The sequence below is a fragment of the Streptomyces monomycini genome (genome assembly GCF_022271435.1).
In the GTDB taxonomy this organism is placed as follows: Bacteria; Actinomycetota; Actinomycetes; order Streptomycetales; family Streptomycetaceae; genus Streptomyces; species Streptomyces monomycini.
In genome coordinates this window covers 103,066-116,507 of the sequence record NZ_JAFIQY010000015.1, presented here as the reverse complement: position 1 = coordinate 116,507, position 13,442 = coordinate 103,066, and the positions used below count along the sequence as shown (strand labels likewise).

The window sequence follows — 13,442 nt, the reverse complement described above, 5'->3', positions numbered from 1 at the left end:
GTTCCCCTCGGAGTCACCCGCGCCGCCGGCGGCGGGGACCGCGCTGGCGTCCCCGGCCGACGGTGTGCGGCGTCGCTCAGTGGCATTCCTCCCCCGGACGGCACGGGCCGCACGCCGCGTAGTCGCGCTCCCACAGCTTCCAGTCCACCTCGAAGCCGTTGTCCGCGATCACCCGGGCGGTGCGTTCCACACTGCCGTCGTACTTGAACGCGATCTCCGGAATGTGCTCCAGGAACTTCCCGTCGAAGTGCCGGTGGCAGAAGTCGCGGTAGTTCTTCGTGTCCAGGATGAACACATGGACCGCCAGGTCGACGAGGCGGCCGCAGCACAGCTCCAAGTGCCGGCCCCACTTCTCCATCGCGGTGATCAGGTACGAGACCGCGGCCCCGAACAGCCGGTTGGCCATCACCTCGTCCACGGGGTGATCCCGCATCAGGAGCTGGATCTGCCGGGCCCACACTTCGCGCGTCACGTAGTCCCGTGGATCGCGGACCGGTGTCTTGGTTTCGGCCACTGTCGTCATCGTGCCCTCCTGCGAGCTGTGACGGTCCGGCCCACCGTGGGCCGCACGACCACGACACCACCGGGCAGGAGTGGCCGGAGGGAGCCGTGCATGCTGTGCAGACCATTTGCGGATAGTGCACACGGCATCGACGCGGGCACGTTCAGTCACTACCGTGGAACGGGCCTCGGCCCCTGGCGCGCGGGAGGTGCTGTGTCCGGCGACACGCTGTGGTGCTCCGACATGGTCCGCTCCCTCATCGCCACCCGGCACGCCGGCGGCCTGGTCAAGGTCGGGCGTACTGCACGCGGGTGGCGACAAGAAGACCTGGGCGGCCGTCTGGGGTGCTCGACCTCCACGGTCTCCCGGCTCGAAGCTCGCCGCAGCCCCTCCGACCTGCGTCTGCTGCGGCGCGCCGCCGAAGAGGTGGGAGTCCCGACGGATGTTCTGACGGCGTCGCTCGCCCTCGGCGGTTCCTCGGCCACTAAGGTGGCGCTCGATGGTCCACGAGCGCAGGAGGACCCGATGCGCCGCCGTACCCTGCTCGCTGCCGCCGGACTCGCGGCCCCCGCGCAGTTCCTGATCGGCGTCGATGTCGCACTGGCGGGCGTCCCCGATCCCAGCGGCTCCGCCGCGCCCCTCAGCCGGCGTATGGCCCAGGCCCGAGGATTGTTCGACGCAGGCCGGCACGCCCGACTCCTGGAGGTGCTGCCCGGCCTGCTCGGTGACGCGCACCTGGCAGCCCGCTCCCGGCAGGAACTGGCACTGGCCCGCCTCTCGACGGGTTACAGCCTCCTGTCCCAGGTCCTCACGAAGATCGGCCGCTACGAACAGTCCCGCCAGGCCGCCGACCGGGCCACCGTTTACGCGGACCTGTCCGGCTCCCCGCTCGCGGCCGCGGCCGCCGCGCGAGAGATGAGCATCGTCCTGCGTCATCAGGATCGGCCCGCTGCAGCTCAGCGCCTCATCCTCAAGGCCGCGGCGCAAGTCGAAGCCACCGGACTAACCAGCAGCGCGCAGTCCTCGGCGTACGCTCAGATGCTGTGTACGCAGGCGTACTGCGCGGCCCGTGCGGGCGACCGGGGCCATGCCCTGGCCACGATCGGCGAGGCCCAGGTCGTCGCCAGGCTCCTACCAGAACAAGCCCCGTCCGAGCGTCTGTTCCCGTTGACCCCGGCGGCCGTAGCTCTGTACGCCGTCGGCGTCCACTGGGCCTTGGGCGACGCCGGCACCGCTCTCGCATCCGGTGCCAACCTGCACGAGGGCCAGTTCCCCACACCCGAGCGCAAAGCCCGGATGCACACCGACATGGCGCGGGCCTGGTGGCAGATGTCCAAGCCCGAACCAGCCGCCGACGCGCTGCTGCACGCCGTACGGGCATCGCGCGGCGAGGTCCGCGACCGCCCCGCCATCCGGCAGATCGTCACCGACCTGGCCCAGCGCCACCCACGCGCGGCCGGAGTCCGCGAGCTGTCGGCTGCCGTCACCACCGCGCGCTGATGCCGCGAGCCGCCCTACGGGCGTGGCGGCTGGTTCGTCGATTCCCCTGAACCACACCTGGCATGCGGGCCCGGTTCCCCGCCACTCCTGGGGAGCGGCGGGGCAATGTGCGGGTCCGGCCAGGTCAGACGGTGGCCTGCCGGGCGAACTCCTCCAGTCCGGACCAGGCGTCCGCGCTGAGCGTCAGGTGCGGGCCGTTGGGGTTTTTGGAGTCGCGGACGGGGATCTTGCCGTGGGTGGTGAGGAGGTTGGTGGCGATCTCTATGCAAGCGCCACCGTTGTTGCTGTACGAGGACTTGAACCAGCGGGGTATCTCGGTGCTCATGGGGTGCCCTCTCGTAGCTGTGCGAGCGCTTGCGCGTCAACGGGCTCATCCCGCTACTAGGTTGGGCGAAACATGTGACCATGCGAAAGCCCCGCTGCTCCGTTGGGGAGTAGCGGGGCCGTGGCCGCTTGCTGAGGTCAGACGGCGGTGTGCCGGGCGAACTCGACCAGTCCGGACCAGGCGTCCGCGCTGAGCGTCAGGTGCGGGCCGTTGGGGTTCTTGGAGTCGCGGACGGGGATCACGCTGTGGGTGGCGAGGAGGTTGGTGGCAACCTCTATGCAAACGCCACCGTTCTCGCTGTACGAGGACTTGAACCAACGGGGTATCTCGGTGCTCATGGGGTGCCCTCTCGTAGCTGTGCGAGCGCTTGCGCGTCAACGGGCTCATCCCGCTACTAGGTTGGGCGAAACATGTGACCATGCGAAAGCCCCGCTGCTCCGTTGGGGAGTAGCGGGGCCGTGGCCGCTTGCTGAGGTCAGACGGCGGTGTGCCGGGCGAACTCGACCAGCCCGGCCCAGGCGTCCGCGCTGAGCGTCAGGTGCGGGCCGTTGGGGTTCTTGGAGTCGCGGACGGGGATCACGCCACGTGAGGTGACGAGGTTGGTGGCGACCTCTATGCACTGGCCGCCGTTGTTGCTGTACGAGGACTTGAACCAGTGGAGGGGTTCGGTGGTCACGGGGTGCCCTTTCTTAGCTGTTCGATCATGGCCACGGAAGCCGACTGAGAGAGGGCTGCGGCCTGTAACTGATGGTAGGCCGTCAGTAGGGGCACTACCGAGGTGCATTCTCGTTCGAGGTGCCCTCGCTGGGCTGACTCCGCGTACGACATCAGAGAGCGGTCCGCCAGTGTGATCACCGTGACCGGCAAGTCGAACGGCCTATCTGCACCCATGGCGAATGGGGCCACGTGGAGGATGGTGTTGGGGAGACTGGCGAAGTCGATCAATCGCGCCAACTGGGCGTCCATCACCGCAGGCTCGCCAACGGGGCGGCGCAGACAGCTTTCGTCCAGCACTGCCAGAACCAACGGCGGAGGTGTCCGACGCAACACGGCTTGACGCTCGGAGACGAGTGAAACCCGCTCGCTTGCCTGCTCTGCCGTGATCGCGCCCCGTCTAACAGCGCTATCGGCTAGGGCGGATGCGTAATCCGACGTTTGAAGAAGTCCCGGCATGACACCGACTTCGTACAACCGGATCTCCGCAGCCCGGCCTTCGTGCCCCACGAACTCCGGAAACCCCTCCAGCAGTGAACCGTGCTTGATCTCGCGCCACTGCCGCTCGAACGTGTCGGCTATCCCTTCGGTGCCGAAGGCGCGGTCGGCGCTACGCGAAAAGCGCAAGGTTGGAATCTTGCGGCCGGTTTCGACGGCCGAGATGTGCGTACTGGAGTACCCCATCTGTTCGGCCAGGTCTTCCTGCTTCCAACCGTGAGCCTCGCGCGAGCTGCGCAGACGTGCCCCGAAGGCCGCCTGCGGGCTGCTGTCCGGGTTCAACTCCTTGCGATTCAAAGGCTACCGCCAACTTTCCCGCCGCAAGTGACACGTTGATGGAGTCTCGACTGTAGGACACGCTGAACTCCTTCGGAAAGGAGTCCACCTTGTCCCGAAAGAGTGAACCTGACCAGCTCTCCAGCCGGGAGCGCCTCACCCGCCTCATGCGCTCGCGCGGAAGTGACGGCGTGCTGTTTCTGCGCACCAGTGGAGACAGTGATCCTGCCGCCCTCAGCCTCCCCCAGCCGAAAGGCATGGCCATGATGACGCCGACGACGCCCTCCGTAACGACCCGCCTCGAAATCCAGATCACCGGTATTCGCGCGCACTTCGCCGAGTGCGTCACTGAAGACGGCCGGGACATCTGCGGCGCACGTTCTGCCTGCTGGGACAATCCCATGCAGTCGAACACGTGGATTCGCGCGCACGGGTCGGAGACCGGGCACAAGCGCTTCACCCGGCACATGGAGGAATCCGTCAGCATCTTCACCGCGCCCACCGGGGGGCAGCGGCAGCGGAGCTGAGAGTGCGCTGACGCATGCGCATGGGCCGGGCCGACTGTTGGTCGGCCCGGCCCATGGGGGTCAGCTCACGTCAGTACTCATCAGTACCAGATGGTGTGCTTCCAGATGATGTTGCGCGCTGTGTTACCGGTGTCCAGGCCGTATGCCGGCCGGTCCGTGGTGAAGTACTCGCGGAAGCTGGACTGCGGGTCGCGGGCCATCATCGTGTTGCTCCTCGTCCAGTCGCCGTCGACCTGGGACCACAGGTCGACCAGGGCGGTGGCGACGCGGGCCTCGCAGGCGTCACCCGGGTCGATGTCCCTGGTGGAGCGGTCGTTGGCGAGGTTCTGGGAGGCGCCGTTGCCCCAGTAGTACGTGGTGTCGTTGAACGTGTGGAACGCCACCGCGTCGGCGAAGCCCTCGGTCCAGCCGCAGCTGGCGGAGGAGGTGCGGCTGACGTAGTGCGGCGAGCAGTTGGTGACCTGCGGCCACCAGCCCCGGTAGAGCTTGCCCATCAGCGCGTGGCCCGCCTCGTGGACGGTGGTGTGCTCGGAGTCCGGGTCGTCGTCCGCGAGGTGGATCTTGTCCTCGCCGGACATCCAGTACGTGCCGTCGGTGGAGCCGGGGTACCACTGCACGGTGATCGGGGTGCAGCGGCCGTTCTGCTGGCTGGACGCCCAGCATTTGGTGGTGGAACCACGGTTCCACCAGAGCTTGTTGAGCGTGTCCAGGGCGTGCCAGGCGCGGCTCTGTCCCTGGTTGGCGTACACGTTGCCCAGGCTGGTGTTGCGCGAGACGTTGTTCAGCGCGTACGAGGTGGTCGCGTAACGGCTGCCGTTGCGGTCGACCACCGACCACATGCCACCGGCCTGCGTCTGGAACTCCACCCAGGCCGCGGAGGTGACGGCGGTCGTGGGCGTGTAGCAGAGGTTGAACTGGCCGTTGCCGTTGCCGGTCATGCCCGTCGCGAGCCGCTGCGTGGCGCCGTTGGCGGTCGCCTTGCCCCACAGGGTGACGTTGGCGTTGCTGACCGGTTCGTCCCGGTTGGCCTTGGCGTTCCAGTTGCCGCCCTCGGCGGACTGGAAGCGGTTGCGGAAGGTGCCGCCGACGCAGACCTGGGCGCGTGCGGCCGGTGCGGCAGCAGCAGAGGCGCGGGCCGGGGCGGGCGTCTTGGGCGTGACCTTGCGCGGCTTGCGCTGACCGGGGCCGGGGCCCTCGACCTTGGTCGCGCGGCCCTTGACGACCGACAGGCCCTCGTCGGTGGAGCCCTTGGCGGTGCCGACGGTGAGTTCCACCGAGTCGTGTCCGGCGCGGCGCGGGTCGGGGCGGTCGATGTCGCTGATGTCCGCCTGGATCTGCGCGGGTCCGGCGGCGACGGCCTTGACCTTGATCTCGACGGAGCGGGTGCCCGGGGTGAGGGCGAGCTGCTGGCTGGTGCGCTGGCCGAAAGCGTCCGCCGTGGGGGCGGTGAGGCCGGAGTCCTTGTCGGCTATTCGCAGCGAGGGTGGCAGCTGGACGGCCAGGCCCGCGTTCTTGACGTCGGCCTGCGCCTTGACGTTCACGGTGAGCGTGGCCTGTTCGCCGACGGCGGGCAGGTGGTCGAGGGAGGCGGTGACGCCGAGGCAGCTGGGGGGAGCTTCGGAGTGCTGGCCGGTGGTGCGGATCGTGCAGGTGCCGCTCTTCGCGGCCGCGCCGGCGGGGGCGGCCGGGGTGGTCGTGCCGAACGCGGACGGTACGACGACGACGGCCAGACAGGCGCCGGCGCCCGCCAGTGCGACAAGCGGGACAGGCCGCAGGACGCGTCTCTTCAAGGCCCGTTTCCGGGACATGGGCAAACCTTTCCGCGGCGCCCACGGCCAGGATCCGGCCGACCGGATCAGGTCCACGAGGGCACCGCTGTGCGGGAGTTGCGCGCTGCCCACCGGGGTGCCGAGGCGTGCGACGAAAGGGGCCGATCGCTGGCCAAAGGAACACCCTGGGTGACAGAGATCGAAACCCTACACGATGCCCTGCACATGTCATGACGGACCGAAAAAAGTCGGCCAGGCGCGAACTAGGCGCCTGACCAGCTACGTTGTGGGATAACGGAAAAGGCCGGTGTCAGGAATCACTTCCCTTGGGAGTGGCAGGGCCACACGAGGTGACTACGCACTGTGATGGTCGGCGCGTTGCTCTCCTGCGGTTGAGGTGTCCTGGGCGGGCCGGACGCGCCTCCAGTGCTGCGCCTTCTTCTTGTCGTCCCGTACGACGATGCCCAGCCTGGCCAGGTCTTCCCTGAGCTGCTCGGCGTCCTTCTTCTGGCTCTTCTTCAGGGCGTGCGCGCGGGCCTTGAGCAAGGCGTGGGCGTCGCTGGACAGGTCGGGCTGCCCCGCGACCCAGCGGCGGAAGTCGGCGGCGTACGGATCGCCGTCCGGGCGCCACGGGTAGCCGTACCGCTCGAAGGCGGCCGCGAACCGGGCCGCCTCGAAGTCGCCGCGCAGACGGGCCAGTTCGGCGGAGTCGTGCCCGAGGAGCACCAGGTTCTTGCCGTCCTGGAAGACCGCGGAGGTCGCCGCGCGCGGCACCGTCCGGGTGACCCGGTCGACGGTCAGGGCGGCTTGGTCCGGGCCGATGTCGGCGGTCACGTACTCAAGGTCGGCGAAGAACGCGATGGCCAGGCCGCCGAGAACGCCGACGAGCACGGCGCCGATCGACAGCAGCGGTTCGGGTGCGGACGCGATCAGCTTGAACGGTCCCTGCATCGGGGCCCACGGGAGCGATGCCACCCAGCCCGCCGCCCTGCTGATCAGCCACAATGCCACCGCTCCCAGGACGGGGAAGCCCGCCCACAGCGCGGCGCGTTCGCCGGTGGTGGGGCCGACGGTGGTCCGGTCGGGGAGTGCCGCCGGGGGCTTGGCCGGCGGCACCTTGCGTGTGGTGTGGTCGGAGGTCATCGGGTCGGGTCTCCCTGTGGTGAGGTGCGGGTGCCGGGCGGCGTGGCGGATGCGTCGCCGCCGGTCAGCCAACCGACCAGCCGCCGCAGCTCAGCCGTGTGCGTCGCCGGGTCGAAGTCCGGTTCCCCGGCGGAGAGATACGCGGCGTCCAGCAGGCCCTGGATCCAGGCGGCGACCCGTCCGGGCGGGAAGGGGAGCGGGCGCCCTGCCGCGGCGAGCCGGGTCGTCAGCGTCTCCAGGGCGGACCGTACCTGCGCGGTGTCGGCCATGATCAGCCGGGCGAACTCCTCGTCCCGGTTGACCTGGAAGACGGCGGCGGCGGCGAGTCCCGGTACGAGCGGGTCGGCGAGGTCGGTGAGCAGGTGGTCCACGAGGAGGCGGATGCCGTCCTCCGGGCGGTCCCGGGCGATCGCGCGGGCGCACGCCTCGGCGTTGCGCGGCAGGTCGTCGCGGAAGAGCGCGTGGAAGATGTCGCGCTTGGTGGCGAAATAGTGGAAGAGCGTGCCGGAGCCGATCCCGGCGGCGCGGCAGATGCGCGCGGTGGAGGTGCCGTCGACGCCGTACGCGGCGAATTCGCCGGCCGCGGCGGCGAGGATGTGGGCCCGCTTGCGGGCGTGCTCTTCGGGATTGACGGTACGCATCAGCGCAATAGTAGAGCAGGCGCTCCAGGAAAGGGAGGCGAAGGGAGATCGTCAACCGGGGGTTGACGGCCCGCCTGCGTCAACTTACGGTTGACGCATGACGGAACCCAGTCGCAGCACCCATCCGATCCGCCTCGACGACCTGATCGAGACCATCAAGAAGGTCCACCCCGACGCGCTGGACCAGCTGACCGACGCGGTACTCGCCGCCGAGCACCTCGGTGAGGTCGCCGACCACCTGATCGGCCACTTCGTCGACCAGGCCCGCCGCTCGGGCGCCTCCTGGACGGACATCGGCAAGAGCATGGGCGTCACCAAGCAGGCCGCCCAGAAGCGGTTCGTGCCCAAGACGCCCGGTGAGGCGTCCGACCTGGACCCCAGCCAGGGGTTCAGCCGGTACACGGCGCGTGCCCGGAACGTGGTGGTGACCTCGCAGAACGAGGCCCACGCCGCGGGCAACCCCGAGATCGGCCCGCTGCACCTGGTACTCGGCCTGCTGGCCGAGCCGGAGGGCCTCGCGGCGCGGGCGATCGTGGCACAGGGCGTGACGCTGGAGGCCGTCCGGCAGCGCGTGACCGAGCTGCTGCCGGACGCGGCAGGGGAGATGCCCGCGCTGATCCCCTTCGACGCGCAGGCGAAGAAGGCGCTGGAACTCACCTTCCGCGAGGCCCTGCGCCTTGGCCACAACTACGTCGGCACCGAGCACATCCTGCTCGCCCTGCTGGAACTGGAGGACGGCGAGGGGGTGCTGAGCGGCCTCGGCATCACCAAGGAGGCGTCCGAGGCCGACGTCGTGGCGGCCCTGGCCGAGATCATCGCCGCCACGCAGAACGTCACACAGAACGCCACGGAGAACGCTGCGCAGAAGAAGGAGAAGTGATCGCGCGGGGGTGGTGGCGCGCGCCGTCACCGCCCCCGCACCGCAGCTCAGCTCAGCCGGTACGGAGCGCCTCCGCCACCGCCCGTACCCCTTCCATCGCCCGCCGGTGCAACCCGCCCCCGAAGGTGATGCGGGACGCGCCCAGCGTGCCGAGTTCGCGCGGGGACGGGCCGCCCGGGACGGCGATGGCGTTGACCGGCAGCCCGATCCGGTCCGCCAGTTCCCGAAGGACCTGCGGCGGCGCGAGGATCGGATACACGCAGTCGGCGCCCGCGGCGGCGTACCGCAGCCCGCGTCGTACTGCCTCTTCGACCTGGGCGGCCAGGTCGTCCCCGGCACCCTCCGGCCCGTCCCCGGCGCGCAGGAACACGTCGGTACGGGCGTTGATCACCAGCTCGTCACCGGCCGCGGCCCGGATCTCCGCCAGCCGGTCAGCCTGCCGCTCCACGTCGGTGAGCTGCCCGGTCCCCTGGTCGGTGTCCTCGATGTTGCAGCCCACCGCGCCGGTCGCGGCGATACGTTCCACCAGCTCCTTCGCGGGCAGCCCGTACCCGGCCTCCAGGTCGGCCGTCACCGGTACGTCCACGGCCCGTACGATCCGGCCCACCGCCGCGAACATCTCGTCCGGCGGCGTGCTCCCGTCCTCGTACCCCAGCGACGCCGCGACGCCCGCGCTCGGCGTGGCCAGGGCCGGGAAACCGGCGGCCGCGAAGATCCGTGCGCTCTCCGCGTCCCACGGACCGGGCAGGACGAGCGGGTCGTCCGCCGCCCGGCCGTGGTGCAGGGCGCGCAGGGCCGCGGCGGTCACGCGCCGCCGCCGATGGGCTGGCGGACCGCGACGTTGATGCGGTTCCACATGTTGATGGTGGTGATCAGAGAGATCAGGTGGGCGAGTTCGCGCTCGTCGAAGTGGGCGGCGGCCCGCTCGTAGACGGCGTCCGGGACGAAGCCGTCGGTGAGGACGGTGACGGCCTCGGTGAGGGCGAGGGCCGCCTGCTCCTTGGCGGAGTAGTGGCCGGTGGCCTCCTCCCAGGCGTTGAGGAGGTGGATGCGCTCCTCGGAGATCCCGGCCTTCTGCGCGTCCTTGACGTGCATGTCGAGGCAGAAGGCGCAGTGGTTGATCTGCGAGGCGCGGATCAGGACCAGCTCGGCCAGGACGTCGTCGCCCAGGCCCTTCTTCGCGGCGATGTGCGCGTTCAGCAGGGGCTGGTAGATGCCCGGGGCGCGCTTGTAGAAGTCGAGGCGGGCGGAGCCGGTGGTGGTCGTCATCATGCCTGTCCGGGAGTCATGCGGGTGGTCACGCCGAAACGGTTCCACGCGTTGATGGTGGTGATCAGGGCGATCAGCTGGGCGAGCTCGGGCTCGTCGAAGTGGGCGGCGGCGCGCTCGTAGACGGCGTCCGGGACGAAGCCGTCGGTGAGGACGGTGACGGCCTCGGTGAGGGCGAGGGCGGCCTGCTCCTTGGCGGAGTAGTGGGCGCCGGCCTCCTCCCAGGCGTTGAGGAGGTACACGCGCTCCTCGGTCTCGCCCTCCTTGCGGGCCTCCTTGATGTGCATGTCGAGGCAGAAGGCGCAGTGGTTGACCTGCGAGGCGCGGATCTTCACCAGATGGACCAGCGCCGGGTCCAGGCCCTTCTTGGCGGCCGCGTCGAGGGCGACCATCGCCTTGTACACCTCGGGGGCGTTGCGCGCGATGGCGATCCGCGGCTGATGGTGGCCGTGCTGGGGGTTCGGCGTTGGGTTCGTCGTCATGCCAGCGACACTATGCCGCCATTGGCGCACGGGTATGGTCCATTCGTATGGACAATTCCTGGGCCACTTTCGGGCGCGACCTGCACCTGGACCTCTCCGGTCCCGGCGGGCTGCGCGCCTGTCTGATGCGGTCCCTGCGCGAGGCCGTCCGCACGGGCCGCCTGACGCCCGGCACCCGGCTGCCGTCCTCCCGTACGCTCGCCGCCGACCTCGGCATCGCCCGCAACACCGTCGCCGACGCGTACGCCGAGCTGGTCGCCGAGGGCTGGCTGAGCGCCCGGCAGGGCTCCGGCACCCGGGTCGCCCGGCGCGCCGAACCGTCCCGCTCCGCACCGCCCGCCCGGCGCTCCGCCCGGCCCCCGCTGCCCGACCGCCCGCGCTACGACCTGCGGCCCGGCACCCCGGACGTCTCCGGCTTCCCCCGCGCCGCCTGGCTCGCCGCCGCCCGCCGCGCGCTCACCACCGCCCCCAACGACGCGTTCGGCTACAGCCCGTCCCTCGGCCGCCCGGAACTGCGCACCGTGCTCGCCGACTACCTGGCGCGCGCCCGCGGCGTGCGGACCGACCCCGAGCACGTCGTCGTCTGCACCGGCTTCATGCAGGGCCTCGGCCTGCTCGCCCGCGTCCTGCGGGACGCGGGGGCGCGCGGGGTCGGCACCGAGGCGTACGGCCTCCACTTCCACCGCGACGTGCTGACGCGCGCCGGCTTGCGCCCCGCCCCGCTGCCCGTCGACGCGCACGGCGCGGACACCGGACGGCTGGCGGACCTGCCCGGCGTACGAGCGGCGCTGCTCACCCCGGCGCACCAGTTCCCCACCGGCGTACCGCTGCATCCCGACCGCCGCGCCGCCGTCATCGACTGGGCGCGCGCGGGCGGCGGGCTGGTGCTGGAGGACGATTACGACGGCGAGTTCAGGTACGACCGGCAGCCGGTGGGCGCATTGCAGGGGCTCGACCCGGACCGCGTCGCCTACCTCGGTACCGCGAGCAAGAGTCTCGCCCCCGCGCTGCGGCTGGCCTGGATGGTGCTCCCCGACCACCTCGTCGACCCGGTGCTGGCCCTCAAGAGCACGGGGGAGTGGCAGACCGGCGCGCTGGAGCAGCTGACCCTCGCCGAGTTCATGGCCTCCGGCGCGTACGACCGGCACGTACGCGGCATGCGGCTGCGCTACCGGCGCCGCCGCGACCAGCTCGTCACCGCGCTGGCCGAACACGCCCCGCACATCCGGGTCAGCGGCATCGCGGCGGGACTGCACGTCGTCCTCGAACTGCCGCCCGGCACCGAGCAGTCCGTCGTCCAGGCGGCCCGGTGGCAGGGGCTGGCGCTGGAGGGGCTGAGTACGTTCGCGCACCCGGGGGGCCCGGGAGGGGCGGGTGGTGCTCCGGCGCGGGACGGGTTGGTCGTGACGTACGGCAGGCCGCCCGATCATGCCTTCGCGGGGGTGCTGGAGGCGCTGCTACGGGTCCTGCCGCCCGCGCCGTAGGCCGGTTGTGGCGGGCTCCTCCTCCGTCCCCGTCACCTCCGCCACCCCCGCCTCCTCCGGCGCCTCCCCGAAGCGGGCCAGCGCGAGCGCGCCCAGCACCGCCAGGGCGAACCCCGTGATGCCCAGCGGCGCCAGCCCGGCACGGGTCCGGTCACCGAGCCAGACCACGCCGACCAGCGCGGGCCCGAGCGTCTCGCCGATGACCATGCCCGCCGTGGCCGCCGTCACCGAGCCGCGCTGAAGGGCCGAGGTCAGCAGCAGGAAGGCCGCGCCGCCGCCGACGAGCAGGGCGTATGCGGCGGGGTTGGACAGGAGGGACGCGGGTGACAGGTCGGGGATCAGGCGTACGGCGACCTCCACGACGCCGAAGCCGAACCCGGCGCCCAGCCCCAGCGCCGCCGCCCGCGCCCGGCCGGGCAGCCGCCCGGCCAGCGCGCCCCAGGCCAGGATCGCCAGCGCGACGGTCAGCGTCCCGAAGCGCAGCGCGGTGGAGCCCGTGCCCTCCCCCTCCGCGCCCGAGGCCAGCCCCAGCAGCGCCAGCCCGCCGCAGACCACCAGCACGGCGGCCCACTCCGCCCGGCTGAGCCGTACCCGCAGCAGCGGTACGGCCACGACCGCGGTCACCGCGAGACTGGCGGCGAGGGCCGCGCCCACCGCGTAGATCGGCAGCGAGCGCAGCGCCACCAGTTCGAGGAGGAAGCCGCAGCCGTCCAGGGCGAGGCCGAGCAGGTAGCGCCACTGGCCCAGGACGCGCAGGAGAAGTCTGGGGTCCACACCCGATCGTGAGCCGGCCCCGGGCGCGGTGGCGCGGGCCGCCACCGCCTGGAGGACCGACGCCGTACCGAAGCAGACCGCCGAACCGAGCGCACAGATCATCCCAAGCAGCACACATCGACTGTAGGCCCGGCCGTCCCCGTGGGCCCGTTGCGGTGACACGGGCCACGGCCCTTAGGCTGGCGTGGCTGAAAACTGTTGCCACAGATGTACGGGGGTAGGCAAGGGATGGCAGAGCACACGAAGGCCCGGCGCCGGCTGCGGTCGAGCACCGTGATCCTGGGCGGCATGGGGGCGCTGGCGGCAGCGCTCACCTCCTGCGGCTCGGAACCGGACAAGCGCTGCGTCGACCGGAACAGCTACGACGCGGTGAAGGGCTACCGCGTCATCGACTCCAAGTCCTGCAAGAGCGGCAGCGGGTCGAGCGGCACCGGCAGTACGGGTGGCACGGGCAGTTCGGGCTCGTCGTCCGGCAAGAACACCGGCAAGAACAAGGGCGCCCCCGGAGGCACCGCCGGACGCGGCCAGAAGGTCGACGGCCAGTGGTACTACGGCTCCGACGTCAGCGGCCGCTACGCCGACTCCGGAACCTTCAGCCACAGCACCGCCGTCAACCGCGGCGGCTTCGGCTGCTCCGGCTCCAGCGGCGGGTGACGGC

The 13,442-nt window shown here is 71.0% G+C and carries 17 protein-coding genes; 5 read left to right on the top strand and 12 right to left on the bottom strand.

The genetic code is table 11. The annotated features are described in order from the left end of the window. Positions 1 to 76: 76 nt before the first annotated feature. On the bottom strand, positions 77 to 523 hold the full coding sequence (locus JXZ78_RS19115) for a UCP032817 domain-containing protein (RefSeq protein ID WP_030024072.1): 447 nt from the start codon (positions 521 to 523) through the stop codon (positions 77 to 79). Between the two features lie 192 nt (positions 524 to 715). Between JXZ78_RS19115 and JXZ78_RS19110 the strand changes: the two genes are divergently transcribed. Next, complete coding sequence (locus JXZ78_RS19110; RefSeq protein ID WP_238783224.1) at positions 716 to 2,002, top strand: helix-turn-helix domain-containing protein; 1,287 nt, start codon at positions 716 to 718, stop codon at positions 2,000 to 2,002. A 124-nt stretch (positions 2,003 to 2,126) separates the two neighbouring features. On the opposite strand, the gene JXZ78_RS19105 is transcribed toward JXZ78_RS19110, so the two are convergent. The 4 genes from JXZ78_RS19105 to JXZ78_RS19090 all read right to left on the bottom strand — a co-directional run bounded on the left by JXZ78_RS19105 (position 2,127) and on the right by JXZ78_RS19090 (position 3,836). Continuing rightward, positions 2,127 to 2,327: a DUF397 domain-containing protein gene (locus tag JXZ78_RS19105; RefSeq protein WP_238783223.1), complete on the bottom strand. Its 201-nt coding sequence runs from the start codon at positions 2,325 to 2,327 to the stop codon at positions 2,127 to 2,129. 137 nt (positions 2,328 to 2,464) lie between these two features. Then, a complete protein-coding gene (locus JXZ78_RS19100; RefSeq protein ID WP_238783222.1) occupies positions 2,465 to 2,665 on the bottom strand; it encodes a DUF397 domain-containing protein in 201 nt (66 codons plus the stop codon). 137 nt (positions 2,666 to 2,802) lie between these two features. After that, positions 2,803 to 3,003 (bottom strand): DUF397 domain-containing protein, encoded by a 201-nt coding sequence (locus tag JXZ78_RS19095; protein WP_238783221.1) that lies wholly within the window; start codon positions 3,001 to 3,003, stop codon positions 2,803 to 2,805. Continuing rightward, on the bottom strand, positions 3,000 to 3,836 hold the full coding sequence (locus JXZ78_RS19090) for a helix-turn-helix domain-containing protein (protein ID WP_030024074.1): 837 nt from the start codon (positions 3,834 to 3,836) through the stop codon (positions 3,000 to 3,002). The genes JXZ78_RS19095 and JXZ78_RS19090 overlap by 4 nt, the downstream gene beginning before the upstream one ends. Positions 3,837 to 3,925: 89 nt before the next feature. Between JXZ78_RS19090 and JXZ78_RS19085 the strand changes: the two genes are divergently transcribed. Next, complete coding sequence (locus JXZ78_RS19085) at positions 3,926 to 4,342, top strand: hypothetical protein (RefSeq protein ID WP_238783220.1); 417 nt, start codon at positions 3,926 to 3,928, stop codon at positions 4,340 to 4,342. A gap of 80 nt (positions 4,343 to 4,422) precedes the next feature. Here JXZ78_RS19085 and JXZ78_RS19080 read toward each other — a convergent pair whose 3' ends face one another. From JXZ78_RS19080 to JXZ78_RS19070, 3 genes are all read right to left on the bottom strand, one after another. Next, positions 4,423 to 6,150, bottom strand: a complete 1,728-nt coding sequence (locus JXZ78_RS19080; protein ID WP_030024076.1) for a hypothetical protein — start codon at positions 6,148 to 6,150, stop codon at positions 4,423 to 4,425. Positions 6,151 to 6,465: 315 nt separating this feature from the next. Then, positions 6,466 to 7,254: a YqeB family protein gene (locus tag JXZ78_RS19075; protein ID WP_050502957.1), complete on the bottom strand. Its 789-nt coding sequence runs from the start codon at positions 7,252 to 7,254 to the stop codon at positions 6,466 to 6,468. Further along, on the bottom strand, positions 7,251 to 7,895 hold the full coding sequence (locus JXZ78_RS19070) for a TetR/AcrR family transcriptional regulator (protein ID WP_030024079.1): 645 nt from the start codon (positions 7,893 to 7,895) through the stop codon (positions 7,251 to 7,253). Before JXZ78_RS19070 ends, JXZ78_RS19075 begins: the two co-directional genes overlap by 4 nt. A gap of 97 nt (positions 7,896 to 7,992) precedes the next feature. Between JXZ78_RS19070 and JXZ78_RS19065 the strand changes: the two genes are divergently transcribed. Next, on the top strand, positions 7,993 to 8,775 hold the full coding sequence (locus JXZ78_RS19065; protein WP_050502958.1) for a Clp protease N-terminal domain-containing protein: 783 nt from the start codon (positions 7,993 to 7,995) through the stop codon (positions 8,773 to 8,775). Between the two features lie 52 nt (positions 8,776 to 8,827). On the opposite strand, the gene JXZ78_RS19060 is transcribed toward JXZ78_RS19065, so the two are convergent. Genes JXZ78_RS19060 through JXZ78_RS19050 form a run of 3 tightly spaced genes read right to left on the bottom strand, consistent with a single transcriptional unit; the run spans position 8,828 to position 10,526 of the window. Next, positions 8,828 to 9,583 carry an isocitrate lyase/PEP mutase family protein gene (locus JXZ78_RS19060; RefSeq protein WP_030024082.1) on the bottom strand — a complete coding sequence of 252 codons (756 nt, stop codon included), beginning with the start codon at positions 9,581 to 9,583 and terminating at the stop codon, positions 8,828 to 8,830. Then, positions 9,580 to 10,044: a carboxymuconolactone decarboxylase family protein gene (locus JXZ78_RS19055; protein WP_030024084.1), complete on the bottom strand. Its 465-nt coding sequence runs from the start codon at positions 10,042 to 10,044 to the stop codon at positions 9,580 to 9,582. Before JXZ78_RS19055 ends, JXZ78_RS19060 begins: the two co-directional genes overlap by 4 nt. Beyond that, positions 10,044 to 10,526, bottom strand: coding sequence for a carboxymuconolactone decarboxylase family protein (locus JXZ78_RS19050; protein WP_030024086.1), 483 nt, complete (start codon positions 10,524 to 10,526; stop codon positions 10,044 to 10,046). The genes JXZ78_RS19055 and JXZ78_RS19050 overlap by 1 nt, the downstream gene beginning before the upstream one ends. Before the next feature lie 47 nt (positions 10,527 to 10,573). Here JXZ78_RS19050 and pdxR point away from each other — a divergent pair, with 47 nt between their 5' ends. Beyond that, entirely contained in the window at positions 10,574 to 12,010 is a 1,437-nt protein-coding gene (pdxR, locus tag JXZ78_RS19045) for a MocR-like pyridoxine biosynthesis transcription factor PdxR (RefSeq protein WP_030024087.1), read from the top strand. On the opposite strand, the gene JXZ78_RS19040 is transcribed toward pdxR, so the two are convergent. Next, the gene (locus tag JXZ78_RS19040; RefSeq protein WP_030024088.1) at positions 11,984 to 12,886 is read right to left on the bottom strand and encodes a DMT family transporter; all 903 of its coding nucleotides are present in this window, start codon (positions 12,884 to 12,886) and stop codon (positions 11,984 to 11,986) included. The genes pdxR and JXZ78_RS19040 overlap by 27 nt on opposite strands. Positions 12,887 to 13,012: 126 nt before the next feature. Here JXZ78_RS19040 and JXZ78_RS19035 point away from each other — a divergent pair, with 126 nt between their 5' ends. Continuing rightward, entirely contained in the window at positions 13,013 to 13,438 is a 426-nt protein-coding gene (locus JXZ78_RS19035; protein ID WP_030024089.1) for a hypothetical protein, read from the top strand. Positions 13,439 to 13,442 lie beyond the last annotated feature (4 nt).